Annotated in this window: 16 protein-coding genes; 5 read left to right on the top strand and 11 right to left on the bottom strand. The window is 70.0% G+C overall.

The window, feature by feature from the left end; genetic code table 11:
• Positions 1-42: 42 nt before the first annotated feature.
• From LTL01_RS09580 to LTL01_RS09570, 3 genes are all read right to left on the bottom strand, one after another.
• A complete protein-coding gene (locus LTL01_RS09580; protein WP_236968377.1) occupies positions 43-1,245 on the bottom strand; it encodes a glycosyltransferase family 4 protein in 1,203 nt (400 codons plus the stop codon).
• Between the two features lie 142 nt (positions 1,246-1,387).
• Positions 1,388-2,032: an FMN reductase gene (locus tag LTL01_RS09575; protein ID WP_236968376.1), complete on the bottom strand. Its 645-nt coding sequence runs from the start codon at positions 2,030-2,032 to the stop codon at positions 1,388-1,390.
• A gap of 1 nt (position 2,033) precedes the next feature.
• Positions 2,034-3,242, bottom strand: a complete 1,209-nt coding sequence (locus LTL01_RS09570) for an LLM class flavin-dependent oxidoreductase (protein WP_272877967.1) — start codon at positions 3,240-3,242, stop codon at positions 2,034-2,036.
• 150 nt (positions 3,243-3,392) lie between these two features.
• On the opposite strand from LTL01_RS09570, the gene LTL01_RS09565 reads away from it, so the two are divergent.
• Entirely contained in the window at positions 3,393-4,493 is a 1,101-nt protein-coding gene (locus LTL01_RS09565; RefSeq protein ID WP_236968374.1) for an acyltransferase family protein, read from the top strand.
• A gap of 51 nt (positions 4,494-4,544) precedes the next feature.
• The gene (locus LTL01_RS09560; RefSeq protein WP_236968373.1) at positions 4,545-5,570 is read left to right on the top strand and encodes an isopenicillin N synthase family dioxygenase; all 1,026 of its coding nucleotides are present in this window, start codon (positions 4,545-4,547) and stop codon (positions 5,568-5,570) included.
• Between the two features lie 65 nt (positions 5,571-5,635).
• Here LTL01_RS09560 and LTL01_RS09555 read toward each other — a convergent pair whose 3' ends face one another.
• Complete coding sequence (locus LTL01_RS09555; RefSeq protein ID WP_236968372.1) at positions 5,636-7,168, bottom strand: asparaginase; 1,533 nt, start codon at positions 7,166-7,168, stop codon at positions 5,636-5,638.
• A gap of 314 nt (positions 7,169-7,482) precedes the next feature.
• Positions 7,483-7,752, bottom strand: coding sequence for a 30S ribosomal protein S15 (rpsO, locus tag LTL01_RS09550; protein WP_053547576.1), 270 nt, complete (start codon positions 7,750-7,752; stop codon positions 7,483-7,485).
• A gap of 146 nt (positions 7,753-7,898) precedes the next feature.
• On the opposite strand from rpsO, the gene LTL01_RS09545 reads away from it, so the two are divergent.
• Positions 7,899-8,906: a DMT family transporter gene (locus LTL01_RS09545; protein ID WP_308195178.1), complete on the top strand. Its 1,008-nt coding sequence runs from the start codon at positions 7,899-7,901 to the stop codon at positions 8,904-8,906.
• Here LTL01_RS09545 and LTL01_RS09540 read toward each other — a convergent pair.
• From LTL01_RS09540 to LTL01_RS09530, 3 genes are all read right to left on the bottom strand, one after another.
• A complete protein-coding gene (locus LTL01_RS09540; RefSeq protein WP_236968371.1) occupies positions 8,866-9,423 on the bottom strand; it encodes a YceI family protein in 558 nt (185 codons plus the stop codon). The two genes, LTL01_RS09545 and LTL01_RS09540, sit on opposite strands and share 41 nt — an antisense overlap.
• A gap of 155 nt (positions 9,424-9,578) precedes the next feature.
• Positions 9,579-9,947 (bottom strand): FKBP-type peptidyl-prolyl cis-trans isomerase, encoded by a 369-nt coding sequence (locus tag LTL01_RS09535; RefSeq protein WP_053547579.1) that lies wholly within the window; start codon positions 9,945-9,947, stop codon positions 9,579-9,581.
• 151 nt (positions 9,948-10,098) lie between these two features.
• On the bottom strand, positions 10,099-11,316 hold the full coding sequence (locus LTL01_RS09530; protein ID WP_236968370.1) for a PrsW family intramembrane metalloprotease: 1,218 nt from the start codon (positions 11,314-11,316) through the stop codon (positions 10,099-10,101).
• Positions 11,317-11,404: 88 nt separating this feature from the next.
• Here LTL01_RS09530 and LTL01_RS09525 point away from each other — a divergent pair, with 88 nt between their 5' ends.
• Positions 11,405-12,268, top strand: a complete 864-nt coding sequence (locus LTL01_RS09525) for a fumarylacetoacetate hydrolase family protein (RefSeq protein WP_236968369.1) — start codon at positions 11,405-11,407, stop codon at positions 12,266-12,268.
• Positions 12,269-12,305: 37 nt separating this feature from the next.
• Here LTL01_RS09525 and LTL01_RS09520 read toward each other — a convergent pair whose 3' ends face one another.
• From LTL01_RS09520 to LTL01_RS09510, 3 genes are all read right to left on the bottom strand, one after another.
• Entirely contained in the window at positions 12,306-12,737 is a 432-nt protein-coding gene (locus LTL01_RS09520) for a DUF4190 domain-containing protein (RefSeq protein WP_053547582.1), read from the bottom strand.
• Positions 12,738-12,815: 78 nt separating this feature from the next.
• Positions 12,816-14,288: an aspartate ammonia-lyase gene (locus LTL01_RS09515; protein ID WP_236968368.1), complete on the bottom strand. Its 1,473-nt coding sequence runs from the start codon at positions 14,286-14,288 to the stop codon at positions 12,816-12,818.
• Positions 14,289-14,409: 121 nt separating this feature from the next.
• Positions 14,410-15,318 (bottom strand): phosphodiesterase, encoded by a 909-nt coding sequence (locus LTL01_RS09510; RefSeq protein WP_236968367.1) that lies wholly within the window; start codon positions 15,316-15,318, stop codon positions 14,410-14,412.
• An 86-nt stretch (positions 15,319-15,404) separates the two neighbouring features.
• Between LTL01_RS09510 and LTL01_RS09505 the strand changes: the two genes are divergently transcribed.
• On the top strand, positions 15,405-17,519 hold the full coding sequence (locus tag LTL01_RS09505) for a S9 family peptidase (RefSeq protein ID WP_236968366.1): 2,115 nt from the start codon (positions 15,405-15,407) through the stop codon (positions 17,517-17,519).
• Positions 17,520-17,616 lie beyond the last annotated feature (97 nt).

Genomic DNA, 17,616 nt, shown 5'->3' with positions numbered 1-17,616 from the left:
ACGATCCTACCAGCGCGCGCCCGATCCGCCCCATCGGCGGGATCAGCGCATCGCGGCGGCGCGGACGCGGGACAGCACGGAGCGACGCAGCCCGGCATCCCGCGCATCGTCCAGAACACGCAGCGCGCGTGCGTCGTCGTAGTGCGCCATGAGCTGGTCGCCGAGCGCCGCCCAGGTCCGGTCCTTGACGCCGTCCCGCGCGGCGACGGCGAAGGCGGCGCGTTTCGACGCGTCGCCGACCAGATCCGCAACCCGAGACCGCAGGTCGGCAAGGTCTCCCGGTCGGTAGAGCCACCCGTCGACGCTGCTGCGCACCAGGTCGACGGGGCCGCCCGTGCCGGTGGCCACGGCCGGAACCCCGCTGGCGAGGGCCTCCTGGATCGTCTGGCCGAAGGTCTCGCTCTCGCCGGGGTGGACGAAGACGTCGAGGCTCGCCATCGCCTCGGCCAGAGCGGTCCCCTCGAGATGGCCGGTGAAGACCGCGCGCGGGAGCAGGCGCTCGAGCGTCGGACGCGCGGGACCATCGCCGATGACCACGACGCGCACGCCCGGCAGCCCGTCGAGCGCGCGCAGATCCTCCACCTGCTTCTCGGGCGCGAGCCGCCCGGCGTAGCCGACGATCACCTCCCCCGGCGCGGTCCGCTCCCGCCAGGCCGCGCTTCGCCGCGCCGGGTGGAAGCGCTCCCCATCGACGCCGCGTCCCCATCGGCGCACGCGATCGACTCCCAGCTGCTCGAGCCTGTCGACCGCCGCGGATCCCGGCGCGAGAGTGAGGGTCGCCCGCCGGTGGAGTCGTGCCGTGTGGGCCGCCGCCACCGCGGCTCCTCCGACGACGCCGTACCGCTGGGCGTAGGCGATGACGTCGGTCTGATAGACGGCCACCGCGGGCAGACGCAGCGCGTCCGCGACGCAGACGCCGTGCCATCCGAGGACGAACGGCGAGGCGAGATGGACGACGTGGGGCGCGAACCCGCCGAGGATGCCGGTGAGGCGTCCCCGTCCGGCGACGACGACCCGCACCTGGGGGTACGACGGCAGGGCGACGGACCGCAGCCGCGTCGCGGTCGCGCCACCGGGACCGCGGGGCTCGGCAGCGACGCGCGAGCCGCTTCGGGTTCCGGCGTCCGGCGCGACCACGAGGACCTCGTGACCGCTGCGCTCGAGGTGCGCCGTGATCTGCAGCACCGACCCGGTGACGCCGTTCATGTGCGGGAGGAAGGACTCTGCCAGCAGTGCGACTCTCACACCACCAGAGTGGTCTGCGCGAGGGTGCGCGTCCCGCGGAACGCGCGCCCTCGCGGAGAGTTCACGCGATCGTCCCGATCACGTCGGCGCGCCGTCACCGGCGCGACCTGTCGCGTCAGCGGGAGCCGCTCGGTCACCGGCGTCAGGAGCCGCTGCCGCCGCCGAGGAGATCCGCGAACGAACGCCCTTCGCCCAGGTAGTGGGCGGGGTCGAACGGATCCGCCGCCGCAGCGGGCGCCCGACCGACGATCGCGTCGGCGAGCTCGCGCGCGCCCCGGTCGATGCGGTCGCCGAGCGGAGTCACCGTGTCGGCATCCGCCCCCCAGTCGCTCGACGCCGCGAACACGCCTGTCGACACGGGCTCGGCATGCAGGTAGGCGAACAGCGGCCGGATGGCGTAGTCGATGGCGAGCGAGTGCCGGGGCGTGCCGGCGTTCGCGCCCAGAAGTACGGGCTTCCCGGTGAGCGAAGTGGGTTCGAGGACGTCGATGAAGGATTTGAACAGTCCCGAGTAGCTCGTGGAGAAGATCGGGGTGACGGCGATGAGGGCGTCCGCGGAGACGACGTCCTCAATGGCGGCGGCGAGCGCGGGCGGGGCGAATCCGGTCAGGAGGTTGTCGGTGATCTCGTGGGCGAGGTCGCGCAGCTCGAACACCTCGACCTCCGTCTCGACCCCGCGCTCCGTCAGCGCTGCGGCGGTCGCCGCCGACAGGCGATCGGCGAGCAACCGGGTCGAGGACGGGCTGGAGAGCCCCGCCGAGATGACCGCGATCCGACGTCGGGTCATGTCAGGCTCCCTTCTTCATCGCCGCGGCGCCGGACGCCGACCCCGCCGACGCGACCGCGGCGTCCCGGTAGGGAGAGCCCGCCGTCAGGTTGTCGCCGCGGTTGCCGGCCGGGACCGCCTGACGGGGAGCCGCGTCGCCGTAGGCGCGAGCGACCAGACCCGCGTGCGTGGGCGCATCCGGGACGTCGGCGGGACGGTCCTTCGCCAGTTCGCGCCGGAGGACGGGGATCACCTCGCCGCCGAGGATGTCCAGCTGCTCGAGCACGCTCTTCAGCGGAAGCCCCGCGTGATCGATGAGGAACATCTGGCGCTGGTAGTCGCCGAACGTCTCCCGCATACCGGCATAGCGATCGATGATCTGCTGCGGCGATCCGACGGTCAGTGGGGTCATCTCACTGAAGTCCTCGAGGCTCGGCCCGTGCCCGTAGACGGGGGCGTTGTCGAAGTAGGGGCGGAACTCGCGGACGGCGTCCTGAGAGTTCTTCGCCATGAAGACCTGTCCGCCCAGGCCCACGATCGCCTGCTCGGGGGTGCCGTGGCCGTAGTGCGCGAAGCGCTGACGGTAGAGCGAGATCAGGCGCTGGTAGTGCTCCTTCGGCCAGAAGATGTTGTTGGCGAAGAAGCCGTCGCCGTAGTAGGCGGCCTGCTCGGCGATCTCAGGGGTGCGGATCGACCCGTGCCACACGAACGGGGGGACGCCGTCGAGGGGCCGGGGGGTCGAGGTGAACCCCTGGAGGGGCGTGCGGAACTGTCCCTCCCAGTCCACGACATCCTCCCGCCACAGGCGGTGGAGCAGGTTGTAGTTCTCGATCGCGAGCGCGAGACCCTGGCGGATGTCCTTTCCGAACCAGGGATAGACCGGTCCGGTGTTGCCCCGGCCGAGGATCAGGTCGGTGCGCCCGCCGGACACGTGCTGGAGCATCGCGTAGTCCTCGGCGATCTTGACCGGATCGTTCGTCGTGATCAGCGTCGTCGCCGTCGACAGCAGCAGCCGCTCGGTCTGACCGGCGATGTACGCGAGCGTCGTGGTCGGCGACGACGACCAGAACGGGGGGTTGTGGTGCTCGCCGAGCGCGAAGACGTCGAGCCCCACGGCTTCGGCGTGCCGGGCCACGGTGATGGTGTTGCGGATCTTCTCCGCTTCACTGGGCGTGCGTCCGTCGGTGGGGTCTTCGGTGATGTCGCTCACCGTGAAGATGCCGAACTGCATCGCGGGCCACGGGGTGGTGTCGTTCACGATCTCTCCGCTCTGGGTCCTCGGGATCCTCCGAGGCCAATCTATGCAAATGAATGCATCCCCTGCAACGCCGACGCTCTCAGAGTATTCCCGGAGGTCCGCCAGGAGTAACGTGGCGGCGTCATGAGCGAAACCACCGCACCCCGGAAGACGCGAACGCCCTTCTGGGACAACGCACGATTCGCGGCGATCATCCTCGTCGTCGCGGGTCACGCGATCCAGCGCCTCACCTACGACTCGGATGCTGCGTACGCGGTGTATCTGGCGATCTACGCCTTCCACATGCCCGCGTTCGCGATCATGGCCGGATACTTCTCCAAGTCCGGAGCCCCCACGTCACGGCAGATGGCGCGCGTGCTCACCGACATCGTGATCCCCTACCTGATCTTCGAGACCATCTGGTCCCTCCTGTCATGGGTGATCGACGGCGACCCGGGAATCGACCCCACCCAGCCGTCGTGGACGCTCTGGTTCCTCCTCGCGCTCGCGATCTTCCGCGTCGCGCTGCCCTATCTCGCGCTCCTGCGGTGGCCGGTGCTGTGGACGGTGGCCATCTCCGTCGGGGCCGGCTACCTCCCCCACATCGACGCGACCTTCTCCTTGTCGCGCGCGCTGGGCCTCCTCCCGTTCTTCACCATCGGCTGGTGGCTGCATCAGCACGACATCGTCGAGCGGCACCGGCTCCTCCGCCCCCGCCCATGGCCGCTCGTCGTGTTCGCCGCGGCGATCCTCCTCGGCGCCCTGGCGATCGCGTGGTTCTTCTCGGACACGTGGCGCGATGTCGGCCTCGGGACATGGATGTTCTACCGCGACGACTACTCCAGCCTCGGCCTCGCCGCATGGTGGGCGGGCGGCATCCGCCTGCTGCTGATCACGGTCGCCCTCGTGCTGAGCGCCGCGTTCTTCGTCCTCATCCCCCGCGGACAGAAGCGGTGGACGACGCTCGGCCAGTACACGATGTACGTCTACCTCCTGCACACCTTCGTCCTCTATCCGTTCCGCGAGACCGGCATCCTCCGGGACGCGCGCCCGGACTGGGTCTGGCTTCCCGTCATGCTGCTGGCTTCGGTGGCCATCGCGGTATTCCTGTCGTCCGGGCCCGTCCGTCGCGTCTTCCGGCCTCTGGTCGAACCGCGCCCGGCCTGGCTCTTCGCCGATCCCACGCTCGCCGGACGCGAAGGGCGCCGCACCGATCCGACGGGCGCCCGCCGGCCCGAGCGGTAACGCGGGGCAACACGCTCCGACCGCCGGCGTCCGGAGGCGTATCGTCGGGGGATGTCCGAGCTGTCCCTGCCGATCCTCGACCTGTCCGACCTCGACGCCGGCGCGGAGAACGCCGCACGCTTCCGCGCCGAGCTCCGCCGCGCCGCGCACGAGGTCGGCTTCTTCTACCTCACCGGGACCGGCGTCCCGCCGCAGCTCGAGGCGGATCTCCTGCGGGTCTCGCGCGCCTTCTTCGCCCTGCCGGAGGCGGACAAGCTCGCGATCGAGAACATCCGCAGTCCGCACTTCCGGGGCTACACCCGCGTCGGCGGCGAGCGCACCCAGGGGCAGGTCGACTGGCGCGAGCAGATCGACGTCGGACCCGAGCTCCCCGCCGTCGAGGACCCGACCGCGCCCGATCACGCCCGACTCGTCGGACCGAACCTCTGGCCGCCGGCACAGCCCGAGCTGCGCGTCGTCCTCGACGAGTGGCAGCGGCACCTCATCGCGATCTCCCGTCGGCTCCTCGGCGCCTGGGCGCAGGCTCTCGGCGCGCCCGAGACGTTCTTCGACGCGTCCTTCGCCGAGCCCGCGACCCTGCTGAAGGTCGTGCGCTACCCCGGGACCACGGCGCCGGAGCCGCAGCAGGGCGTCGGAGCGCACAAGGATGCCGGCGTGCTCACCCTGCTCTGGGTGGAACCGGGCCGCGGCGGACTGCAGGTCGAGAAGGCGGGGACCTGGGTGGACGCGCCGCCGGTCGAGGGCGCCTTCGTGGTGAACATCGGCGAGATGCTGGAGTACGCCACGCAGGGGTATCTGGTGGCGACGAACCACCGGGTCGTCTCCCCGCGGTTCCCGGAGGATCGCATCTCCGTGCCGTTCTTCTTCAATCCGTCCTTGGATGCCCGCCTGCCGCTCATCGAGCTTCAGGCCGACCTCGCCGCCGCGGCACGCGGCGTCACGCAGGACCCCGCGAACCCGATCCACGCGGTGTTCGGAGAGAACGCCCTGAAGTCGCGGCTGCGGGCGCACCCCGACGTCGCCGAGATCCACCACGCCGATCTCCTGGCCCGGCGTCGCGCGGACGACAGCGCCTGAGGAATGCCGATGCGGCCACGGGGATTCCCCGTGGCCGCATCGTCGTCATCGCGACATCCGTCGGGTCAGTGCGAGATGACCTGCTCACCGAGATGACGGTGGCGGCGCCGGATGACGGCGGTTACGCCGGCGCCAAGCATCATCATGGCGGCCAAGACGACGGCGCCGATCCCGCCCATTCCCGTCACGGCGAGGAATCCGCCGTCGGAACCGCCGCCGGTGCCTCCACCGGCCACAGCGCCCGGGGCGGTCGGCGTGGGCTCGCCCGTCGGCTCCGCGGTGGGTTCACCGGTCGGCTCCGCGGTGGGCTCCTCCGTCGGCGTGGGCTCTCCGGTGGGCGTCGGCTCACCGGTCGGCGTCGGCTCTCCCGTCGGCTCCGGCTCGGGGGTCGAGCCCCCGGGGAGCGGGTCGACCGAGCCGGCGAGGGACGCAGTGCTGAAGGACGGGTTGCCGAAGTCCGAGAACCACCCGCGGGCGACGGCGACGTCCTCGGTGAAGGTGCGGCTCAACAGCAGCAGCAGGCGTGCCTTCTGCGGGAGCAGGTCGCCACCGGGGATGATGTTGCCCGAGCCGCCGGACACCGAGCCGCTTCCGGTCCGGGTCGTGCTGACGAACCACATGCCCTGGTTGTTGATGGCGGCCGTGCGCTCGCGGCCCGGGGCTGCGGAGATCCCGCCGGCGCCGGTTCCGGCCGTGACGATGCCCTTCACGCCCGCGGCGGCGTAGGCGGCGATCGCCTCGCCTCCCGCGGCCTGGTAGTTGTAGAAGATCTCCACCCGCGGAAGGTCGCCCGACACCTCGTCGAGGTCGAAGGGGGTGAACCAGTCCTCCGAGGCGCAGTCGAGGACGCGCGCCGGCGCCCGGTTGACCACCACGTTCGCCCCGTCGATCCAGCCGAGGACGCCCGACATCCGGGTCACGAAGGTGTCGTTGCGGGTCGAGTTCCCCTTCGTGACGTCACGCGCCGCGTGGATCTCGTCGTTGAGCATGAGGACCGTCCCGAAGCAGAACGTGGACTGGCTCGCGGCGAGGCGGATCGACTGCAGGAGGTTCGCCGGGCCGTCCGATCCGAGCACGGTCGCATCGGCGGCGGTGTCGCCGGCTGCCCATGGGCGCATCGCACCGGTGATCACGACCGGCTTCTTGTTCTGGACCGTGAGGTCGAGCCAGTACGCGAATTCCTCCATGGTGTCGGTGCCGGTGGTCACCACGACGGCATCCGAGGTCGTCAGCGCGGCCTCGACGGCGAGGGTCAGCTCGCGATACTGGGCGATCGTGTAGCCGCCGGATCCGGCGTTGCCGAACTGGACGACGTCCACATCGGCGAAGGCGGAGACCTCCGGCTGGATGCCGGCGATGAGGTCCGCCATCGGATAGGTTCCGGCGCGGTAGCTGGTGTAGGTGTCACGGCCGTTGGCCTTGCCGGCCAGCGTGCCGCCGGTCGCGACGACCGTGACCTTCGGCTTCTCGGCGGCGACGGCGGGGGCGGCGGCCACGACGGATGCCGCGACGAGTCCCGACGCGGCGAGAGCGGAGACGGTGCCGACGGCGGCGGCGCGGCGCAGGCGTCGGGAGACGCTGCGGAGGGGTGAGTGCACGGACGGTGTCCTTCCGGGGATGCGGGGTGCCACGGCCGCTGCGCCCTTCTGCGGGTACGCCAAGGAGAGCCGTTCGGCGGGTCGCCGGAAGGGCCGGAGGAGAGGGACCGTGGGGGGCGAGGAGCCCTGACACAGACGTTACTCAGACAGATTTCCCCGGTGTTTCCGCTGCCCGATGCGTGTGTAACGGGCGGTGAGACCTCCGGGAACGACGAAGGCCGCCCCACACCTGGGGCGGCCTTCCAAGAAAGTTTTGCGCGATTGAACGCTGGTGCGTGCTCCGCGTGAGACGCGGTGCTCGACCTCCGGTCGCGTCAGCGACGCAGACCCAGGCGCTCGATCAGCGAGCGGTAGCGCTCGATGTCGATGTCCTGGAGGTAGCCGAGCAGACGACGGCGCTGACCCACGAGCAGGAACAGCCCACGACGCGAGTGGTGGTCGTGCTTGTGCTGCTTCAGGTGCTCGGTCAGGTCCTTGATGCGCTGCGACAGCATCGCGACCTGCACCTCGGGGGATCCGGTGTCACCGGGGTGCGTCGCGTACTCTTCGATGATCGCCTTCTTGACATCTGCTTCAAGTGCCATAGATTCGATCCCCTCTCTGCTTGTTGCGCGGCGCCCGACGCAGGATGCGTGAGCTCTCTTTATCCGCGGCCGATCCAACGGCAACTGCACGAGTCTACCAGGTGGCACGCACGGACGATGTCGCGGGGCGGCGCTAGAGTCGGGCGGTGACCGCCGATGCTCCCGCCCGCGACCTCGCGAAAGGTTCCCGCGTCTCGATCGCGATCCAGTTCATCCTCTGCGGGACCATCTGGGGATCGAGCTTCCTGTTCATGAAGATCGCGCTCACCGGGATGTCCCCCGGACAGGTCGCATGGTCCCGCCTGGTTCTCGGCGCCCTGACCCTCGGCGTCTTCGTCGCGCTGCGTCGCGATCGACTCCCCCGGAGCCTCGCGGTCTGGGGTCACATGACGGTCCTGGCGGCGTCGTTCTGCGTCGCGCCGTTCCTCCTCTTCTCGTGGGCGCAGCAGTACGTGACGAGCGGACTCGCCAGCATCTTCAACGCCACCACGCCGATCATGACGGCGATCATGGCATGGGCCGTGTTCCGCGTCGAGCGCCTCGGTGGCACGCAGATCCTCGGCATCCTCCTCGGGATCGCCGGTGTCGCCGTGATCATCGGGCCGGGAGCCGCCGAGGGCGAGGGTCTCGCGCCCTCCTTCGCGATCCTCGGCGCGACCGCGTGCTACGGGTTCAGCCTGGCGTACATGCGGCGCTTCGTTTCCGCCTCCGGCATGACGGCGCTGACGTTCTCGTTCCTGAACATCGGGATCGCGGCGGCGATCATGGTCGCCCTCACCCCCGTGGTGGCCCTCTCGCCCCTGCAACCGGACGTCCCGGTCCTCATCAGCGTCCTCCTGCTCGGCTGCCTCGGCACCGGAATCGCCTACATCTGGAGCCAGAACACCGTCCGCGCGTGGGGCCCGACGCGCGCCTCGACGGTCACCTACATCACCCCGGTCGTCGGAGTCGCCCTCGGCATCCTGATCCTCGGCGAACCGCTGCACTGGAACGAACCCGCCGGCGCCGCGATCGTCTTCCTCGGCATCCTGCTCGCACAGGACCGCCTGAGACGCCGCCCGAAGACGACGGAGGGGGCGACAGCCGCAGCCGCCGCCCCCTCCCCTCCGGGTGTCACGCCTGGTGAGCGCCCTGGAGGTCGAGCTCGATCGTGACGTCCTTGCCCACGAGGACGCCGCCAGTCTCCAGCGCGGCGTTCCACGTCAGGCCGAACTCCTCGCGGTTGATGACCGTCTTCGCGGTCGCACCGGCCTTGTAGTTGCCCCACGGGTCGGAGCCGAAGCCGCCGAAGTCGACGTCGAAGGTGACGGGCTTGGTGGTGCCGCGGATGGTCAGGTCGCCGTCGACGAGGAAGTCGCCGTCCTCGATGCGCACACCGGTGGACACGAAGTCGATGGTGGGGTGGTTCTCCACGTCGAAGAAATCGGCGGAGCGGAGGTGCTCGTCACGCCCGGCGTCCTTCGTCGTGAGCGAGGCGGCGTCCACCTGAGCGGTGAGCGTGGCCTCGAGGGGGTTCTCGGGGGCGGTGAGGGTCGCGCGCTTGATGTCGAAGGCGCCGCGCACCTTGGAGATCATCATGTGGCGGACGACGAAGCTGACCTCGCTGTGCGCGGGGTCGAGCTCCCAGACGCCGGGACGGTAGCCGGGGATGTCGGTGGCAGTGGTGGTCATAGAGGTCAATCCTTCAGGTCAGGCCGCGCGGTGGCGGTTCGATCTCCCCAACCGGGGCATCCCACGATTCTATTCCCATGAATGAATCGAACCTGACCGGAACGAGAACGGGCGGGACCGGTGCACCCCGATCCCGCCCGTTCCCTGTCCGTCGGTCAGCCGACGGCGACGAGGTCGATGATGAAGATGAGGGTCTTGCCGCCGAGGAAGTGGCCGCCGCCTGTGCCGTAGGCGAGGTGCGGCGGGATGACCAGCTCGCGGCGTCCGCCCACCTTCATGCCGGGGATGCCGTCCTGCCAGCCCTGGATCAGGCCGCGGAGCGGGAACTGGATGGTCTCGCCACGGTTCCAGGAGGAATCGAACTCCTCGCCGGAGGTGTACTCGACTCCGACGTAGTGGACGGTGACGTTGTCGCCGGGCTTCGCCTCGGCGCCGTCACCCGTGATGATGTCGCGGATGACGAGGTCGGCCGGTGCGGGTCCGGTGGGGGCGTCGATCTCGGGCTTGGTGCGGTCGTCAGTCATTCCTCCATCCAAGCACGTGCCACGGGACCCTTGACAGCGACGGCGCGCATTCGGCATCCTGAGGGAAGACCAACTCAGCGCTCGGGAGTCACGCAGGCATCGCCGCGGCACCGGGCGCTGAGTCTTTCCCGCAGCATCCTCCCCCGACGGATCAGGGTGCGAACAGGGCCGCGCGGGCCGCTGCGGTCTTCACCAGCAGCTCCTGCTCGTCGTGGGCGGCGTGCGGGTCACGACCGGTGATCGCGCGCTGCCGCGCTGCCGCGAGACGGGTCGCGTCGGCGATGAACTCGCGCATGACGGGCGTCCGGTCGCCGCGCAGCGTCCGCGCCCATGCCATCCCCGCCCTCCGCCCGGGCGAGGTCGCGAGCATCTCGACCTCCTGCGGCGTGAACCAGCCCGCCGCCGCGTACTCGCCGAGGCGGGTGCGCGTGAGCCGGGCCTCCTCGCGGCGCAGCATCAGCACGCCCAGGACGAACACGACGAAGAGGGGCACCTGCAGGACGACGTAGAGGGCGAAGAAGTCGCCGAAGACCGCCGAGCCGTTCCACAGCGCGTGCAGGGCGATCGCGCCGGCGAGCCCGAGGAGCCAGGGGCCGAGGGCCGCGCTGAACGACGCCCCGCGGCGCGCCGCGAGACCGAGCGCGAAGCCGATGAGGCACGTGAACATCACGTGCGCGAACGGCGACAGGATGCCGCGGACGAAGAAGGTCGCCGTGACGGTCTCGGCACCGCCCTCGAGGAAGCTCACCGCGAAGTACTGGATGTTCTCGGTGAAGGCGAAGCCCGCACCGATCAGGGCGCCGTAGACGATGCCGTCCACGGGCCCGTCGAACGCGCGCCGGGCGGTCGCGAACAGCAGGAGGAGACCCAGCCCCTTCCCGACCTCTTCGACGATCGGCGCCTGGACCACCGACTGCAGGGCCTCACGGAGCGGGGTGTCGGCGGGGCCGAAGAGGGTGGTGATCCCGAGATCGACGGCGAGCGCGATGCCCACGGCGGCGACCGCGCCCCATGCGACGGCGAACACGACCAGGCCGCGCGGCTCCGGCTCCCACCGGTCCACCAGCCGGACGGCGACGAGCACGAGCGCGAGCGGCACGAGGGCCAGGACCATCCCGAGGAGCGAGGCTCCCGCCCCGAGGAAGGTCAGGAAGTATCCGACGAGCCCGACCGTGACGAAGGCGAGGATGCCGATCGCCCAGATCGGGGCGGAGCGTCCCTTGCGTGCGGGCACCGGGACCACGGCGTCGGTGACCACGGTCGCGGGGATCGCGGCGGCGCTCGCGTGCGGCGGCTGGGCCAGGGCGGAGGGGAACGGCGGCGGCGTCAGCGACGGTCTCCCGGGAGCGGGACCGGACGGATTCGTCATGGCTGACAGCCTACGGTCCGCGTTCGGCGGATCATGATCACAAAGACCACAACGCTCTCCCGCCCCACCCGCCCGCTAGGTTGGGAGGATGCGCTTCGCCCACGTCATCCCCCCGGGCTCGGAGTCGGCGCAGCTCGTCATCGCCGAGGGCGACGAGGCGATCTTCGTGTCCGAGCTGTTCGACGGCGCGCCCGGCGTGCTGGAAGATCTGATCGCCGGCGGGCAGGAGCTGCTCGACCGCGTGCGGGATGCGGCCGGGCGTGCGCCTCGGCATCCGCTGGCGGGGATGCCCTTCGCCTCCGCCGTGCTGGCGCCGCCGGTCATCCTCGCGATCGGCCTCAACTACGCCGCCCACTCGAGCGAGCTGGGCCTGAAGACCGACTCCACCCCGACCGTCTTCGTACTGTGGCCCAACTCCCTCGCCGCCCACCAGGCCACCACCGCGTGGCCGCGCTCCCTGAGCGAAGCGGTCGACTACGAAGCCGAGCTCGGCGTGATCATCGGAACGCCCGCGAAGGACGTCTCCCCGGAAGACGCCCTCGACCACGTGTGGGGCTACACCGTCGTCAATGACATCACCGCGCGTGACATCCAGTACTCCGAAGCGCAGTGGTCGCGCTGCAAGTCCTTCGACGGGTTCACCCCGACCGGACCGTTCGTGGTCACCGCCGACGAGATCCCCGACCCGCAGAGCCTCCACATCTGGACGGTGCTCGACGGCCGGACCCTGCAGGATGCCTCCACCGATCAGATGGTCCGTCCCGTCGCCACCCTGATCTCGCATCTGTCGTCCTCGGCGACGCTCCTGCCGGGAACCCTCATCTCCACCGGGAGCCCGGGAGGCGCCGGGTACTCCCGCGATCCTCAGGTGTTCCTCCGCGATCGCTCCACGGTCACCGTGGGCATCGACGGCATCGGGGCGCTGACCACGCACTGCCGCATCCTCGATTGAGGAGCGGCGGCGCGGACAGCGCCCCGAAGAGGACGGCTCAGCCGAGGATCTGGTCGCAGTCGACCATGACCCCGTTGATCTCGTAGACGCCGCCACCGAGCTGCTGGCACTGGCGGACGACCTCTTCGGTCGCCTGCATGAGCGTCGGGAAGACGACGGCGAAGAACACGATCGCCGCGATGACCCCCAGGACCAGCAGAACCGAGCTGATGATGATCGCGGCGACGGCCCAGGGGTTCTTCGCGCCGGCCTTGCGGCTCTGGACCAGCGCGACGATGCCGAGGATCAGCGCGATGACCTGCATGAAGAACGACAGGACGAAAGCGACGATCCCGAGGGTCTTGCCCGGGACGGGGCCGGTCGCCGGACCCGACGGAGCGGCAGGCGGGGCGGCGGAGTAGGCGGGGGGCGTTGCTGCGGAGGGGGCGGGCGGCGGCGTGTGGTCCGCGGGGTTCTGGGGGTCGGTCACGGGGTTCCTCTCACTCGGATTCTGCCTGACCGTATCGGCTGCGCATCGGCGCTGCAATCTCGCGCTCCCGCGCCGCGCTCACGCCCCGGTGTCGTCGCCGTCGATGTCGCCGGCGGCGATGACGGGGATGGCCGCGGTGACCGTCTCGAGACCGGACAGCCGTGCCGGGGAGAGCTGCTTCGTCACGTCCTCGCGCGACATCAGCCCCGCCTCCACCACGAGATCGGCGACGTTGTGCCCGGTGAGCAGCGCCGTCTTGGCGAGGGCGGCCGCCGCCGCGTATCCGATGTGCGGCGTGAGCGCGGTGATGACCCCGACGGACGATCCGACCATCGCACCGAGACGCTCGCGATTGACCGTGATGCCGTCGACGCAGTTCACCCGCAGCGTGTGCATCCCACGCCGCATCCACGTGATCGACTGGAAGATCGAGTGGGCGATGACGGGCTCGAACGCGTTGAGCTGAAGCTGACCGCCCTCCACCGCCATCGTGACGGTGAGGTCGGCGCCGGCGACGGCGAACGCCACCTGGTTCACGACCTCGGGGATGACCGGGTTGACCTTGCCGGGCATGATGCTCGAACCCGCTTGGCGGGCGGGCAGGTTGATCTCACCGAGACCCGCCTGCGGCCCGGAGGACAACAGCCGCAGGTCGTTGCAGATCTTGGACAGCTTGATCGCGTTGCGCTTGAGCGTCGAGGAGAACGACATGAAGGCGCCCGTGTCGCTCGTCGACTCAACGAGGTCGGTCGCCAGCTCGAGGTCGAGTCCGGAGATCTCCCGCAGATGACGCAGCACCGCCGCCCCGTAGTCCGGGTGCGTCGTGATGCCGGTCCCGATCGCCGTGGCGCCCATGTTGATCTCGTACAGCAGGTACGCGTTCTCCGTGAGGCGCTTGTGGTCCTCCCCGAGTGTCGTGGCGAAGCCGTGGAACTCCTGCCCGAGGGTCATGGGCACGGCATCCTGCAACTGGGTGCGCCCGACCTTCAGCACGTCGTGGAACTCCACGGCCTTGGCCAGGAACGCCTTCCGCAGGAGGTCGAGCTCCTCCATCAGCGTCAGCAGATCCAGGCTCAGGCCGACCTTGATCGCGGTCGGGTAGACGTCGTTGGTTGACTGGCTGCGGTTGGTGTCGTCGATCGGCGACAGGAACGCGTAGTCGCCCTTCTCGCGCCCGGCGAGTTCGAGGGCGATGTTGGTGATCACCTCGTTGGCGTTCATGTTGGTCGAGGTTCCGGCCCCGCCCTGGATCACCCCGACGACGAACTGGTCGTGGAACCGTCCCTCGATCACCAGTTGGGCGGCCCGGTCGATGAGGTCCGCCTTCTCGGCATCCAGGACGCCGATCTCCTTGTTCGCGCGCGCGGAGGCCTGCTTGACCATCGCCAGACCGCAGACGAGGTCCTTGTAGACGGAGATCGGTCTCTTGGAGATCGGGAAGTTCTCCAACGCGCGGGCGGTGTGGATACCCCAGTACGCGTCGGCGGGGATCTCCAGGGATCCCAGGGAGTCGGTCTCGGTACGTGTGCGCGTCATCGCGTCCAGAGCCATGTGTAGTCCTCGTGGGTTGGTCACGGCGGTGTGAAGGGATGCCCCGACCCTACCCGCGTCGCCCCACCGACACCCTGTACACCACGGCGTTCTCGAGACGTCATCTGTACACCGCGTCTGGTCACCCGCGCTTCCGCGAGAACTCCTCCAGGCGCTCCTCCGGCGTCATCCGCGCCATCCGCGCGACCCATTCCGCGGAGAAGAAATCCGCGGACGGCGCATCCACGACCGGAACCACCGAATGGGTGACGGTGTCCTCCCAGACGTGGACGAGCTGGAAGGACTGACCGGCGTCCATGCCGTTGACCTCTACGGCGGGGCGGGAGATGTCCATGGTGTAGCAGCTGGCGGCGGCCACGCTCACCGGGATCCCCGCGAACGTCCCCGTGGTGGCGTAGTGCAGATGCCCGCCGAGGATCGCCCGAACATCGCTCCCCCGCAGCACCTCGGCGAGACGGGTCTGCTCACGGAGCTCCAGGATGTCGAAGAGCGGGACGTGCGAGGGCAGGGGTGGGTGGTGGAGTGCGACGACGGTCCCGTGCGGCGCCGGAGTGGAGAGCACGCCCGCCAGCCACTCCAGTTGAGCCGTGTCGAGCTCGCCGTGATGCCACCCGGGGACACTGGTGTCGAGCACCACGAGGCGCAGGCCGTTCAGGTCCCACACCCCCGTCACCGGCTCCTCGGTCGGTGCGGCGTCGAACAGCCCCTGCCGCATCGCCGCGCGCTCGTCATGGTTGCCCGCCACCCACACCACCGGAGCGCCCAGACGTTCCGCAACCGGCTCGACCGCCGCGCGGAGGGTCCGGTAGGCCTCGGGCTCGCCCAGGTCTGTGAGGTCTCCCGTGAAGACGAGCGCGTCGGGTGTCAGCCCGGTCCGCTCGAGCGCCTCGAGCATCCGATCCAGATTCGCCGCCGTGTCGAAACGACCCCCGAGGGGCGGGTTGCCCGCCAGGAGATGGGTATCGCTGAGATGCACGAGGGTGTGCCGGGGCGCGGCGTACTGACCGAACTGCGGGAGGGCGGCATCCATGCCCTCAGCCTGACACGACCCTCCCGCATCGACGAAGCACGGGTCCTGACCGCCACCCCCGGGCGGAGCGCCGCTAGCGTGGACGGGTGAGTTCACACGACACCCTCCCGGCATCCGCCCCCGCGCCCGAGCCCCGCCCCACGATCCGCCGTCATCACGGCGACGACGTCGAGGATCGCTACGAATGGCTGCGCGCGAAGGACGACGCCGATGTCATCGCGCACCTGGAGGCCGAGAACGCCTATACCGACGCGCGGACGGCGCACCTCGCGGGCCTCCGGGAGCGGATCTTCAGCGAGATCAAGGAGCGGACGCTCGAGACCGACCTCTCGGTGCCCGTCCGCCGAGGGCAGTGGTGGTACTACTCCCGCACCGTGGAGGGAAGCCAGTACGGCATCCACTGCCGGGCACCGCTCGCCTCGCCCGAGGACTGGACCCCACCACGGCTGGATGCCGACACCGAGGTGCCGGGCGAGCAGATCCTGCTCGACGGCAACGTCGAGGCCGAGGGGCATGACTTCTTCTCGCTGGGCAGCTTCGAGGTGTCGACCGACGGCACCCGCCTCCTCTACGGCGTGGATGTCGAGGGCGACGAGCGCTACACGCTGCGCGTCCGCGATCTCGTAACCGGGGAGAACCTGCCCGACGTCATCCCCGACACCTTCGCCGGAGCGACGTTCTCCCCCGACGGCGCGTTCATCGTCTACACGACCGTCGATGACGCGTGGCGTCCGGACACCGTGTGGCTGCACGAGATCGGCACGGCCGTCGACGCCGATCAGAAGCTCTTCCACGAGCCCGACGAGCGGTACTGGGTCGGCGCCGGCTTCACCCGGAGCGACCGGTACCTGATGATCGGGCTCGGATCCTCGATCACGTCGGAGGAGTGGATCCTGGATGCCGACGATCTGCGCGGCGAACCCCGCGTGGTCTGGCCGCGCCGGGAGGGCGTGGAGTACGACAGCGAGCACGCGGTCGTCGACGGCGAGGACGTCCTGTTCATCCTGCACAACGACGACGCCCTCGACTTCGAGCTCGTCCGGGTGAGCGCAGAGGACCCGGCCGGAGCCCGCACCGTCGTCGTCCCCCACCTCCCGGGCCGACGCCTGCTCGGCCTCTCGACGTTCCGCGACTGGGGCGTCCTGGGATATCGCCGCGAGGGGCTCGCGCGCCTCGGTCTGCTCGACTACGCCGACGGCACCGTGGAGGAGATCGGCTTCGACGAGCCGCTCTACACCGTCGGTGCGAGCGGAAACCCGGAATGGGCTCCCCCGGTCCTGCGGGTCGGGTTCGGCTCGTTCGTCACTCCGGGCACGGTGTACGACCTCGACATCGCCACCGGTGAGCGCCACCTGCGCAAGCGCCAGCCGGTGCTCGGCGGGTACGACCCGGCCGACTACGCGCAGGCGCGTGTGTGGGCCCCGGCATCCGACGGCACCCGCATCCCGGTCTCCCTGGTGTGGAAGACCTCGTTCGGCGAGGCGGGGCGCGCACCCCGCCCCATGCACCTCTACGGCTACGGCTCCTACGAGCACTCGATCGACCCGGGCTTCTCGGTCTCGCGGCTGTCCGAACTCGACCGCGGTGTGATCTTCGCGGTGGCGCACGTCCGCGGCGGTGGAGAGATGGGCCGCCAGTGGTACGAGGACGGCAAGCTCCTCGCGAAGCGCAATACCTTCACCGACTTCGTCGACTGCGCCCGCCACCTCGTTGATTCCGGGTACACGACGCCGGAGATCCTCGTCGCGGAGGGCGGGTCGGCCGGCGGACTGCTCATGGGCGCGGTGGCGAACCTCGCGCCGGACCTGTTCGCGGGCATCCTCGCGGGCGTACCCTTCGTGGATGCGCTGACGACCATCCTCGACCCCTCACTGCCGCTGACGGTGATCGAGTGGGACGAGTGGGGCGACCCCCTGCACGATCCGGACGTGTACGCGTACATGAAGTCGTACACCCCGTACGAGAACGTCCGCGAAGGCGTCCGGTACCCACGGATCCTCGCGGTCACCTCGCTCAACGACACCCGCGTGCTTTACGTCGAGCCTGCGAAGTGGGTGGCGCGCCTACGCGAGGTCGGGGCCGACGCGCTGCTGAAGTGCGAGATGGTCGCCGGTCACGGCGGCGTCAGCGGCCGGTACAACAGCTGGCACGAGCGCGCGTACGAGATCGCCTGGCTCCTGGACGTCGTCGGCGCCGCCTGACGGGCGCGCCCGACGGAGACAGGCGATCCGACGAGAACAGGACAGTCCACGCGCGATCGTCCTGTTCTCGTCGGGTCTCCTGCTTTCGCCCTGTCCT

Source organism: Microbacterium aurantiacum (assembly GCF_021654035.1).
GTDB lineage: Bacteria > Actinomycetota > Actinomycetes > Actinomycetales > Microbacteriaceae > Microbacterium > Microbacterium aurantiacum.
The sequence above is the reverse complement of the archived record's forward strand: the minus strand, read 5'-3'. Positions and strand labels throughout refer to the sequence as shown.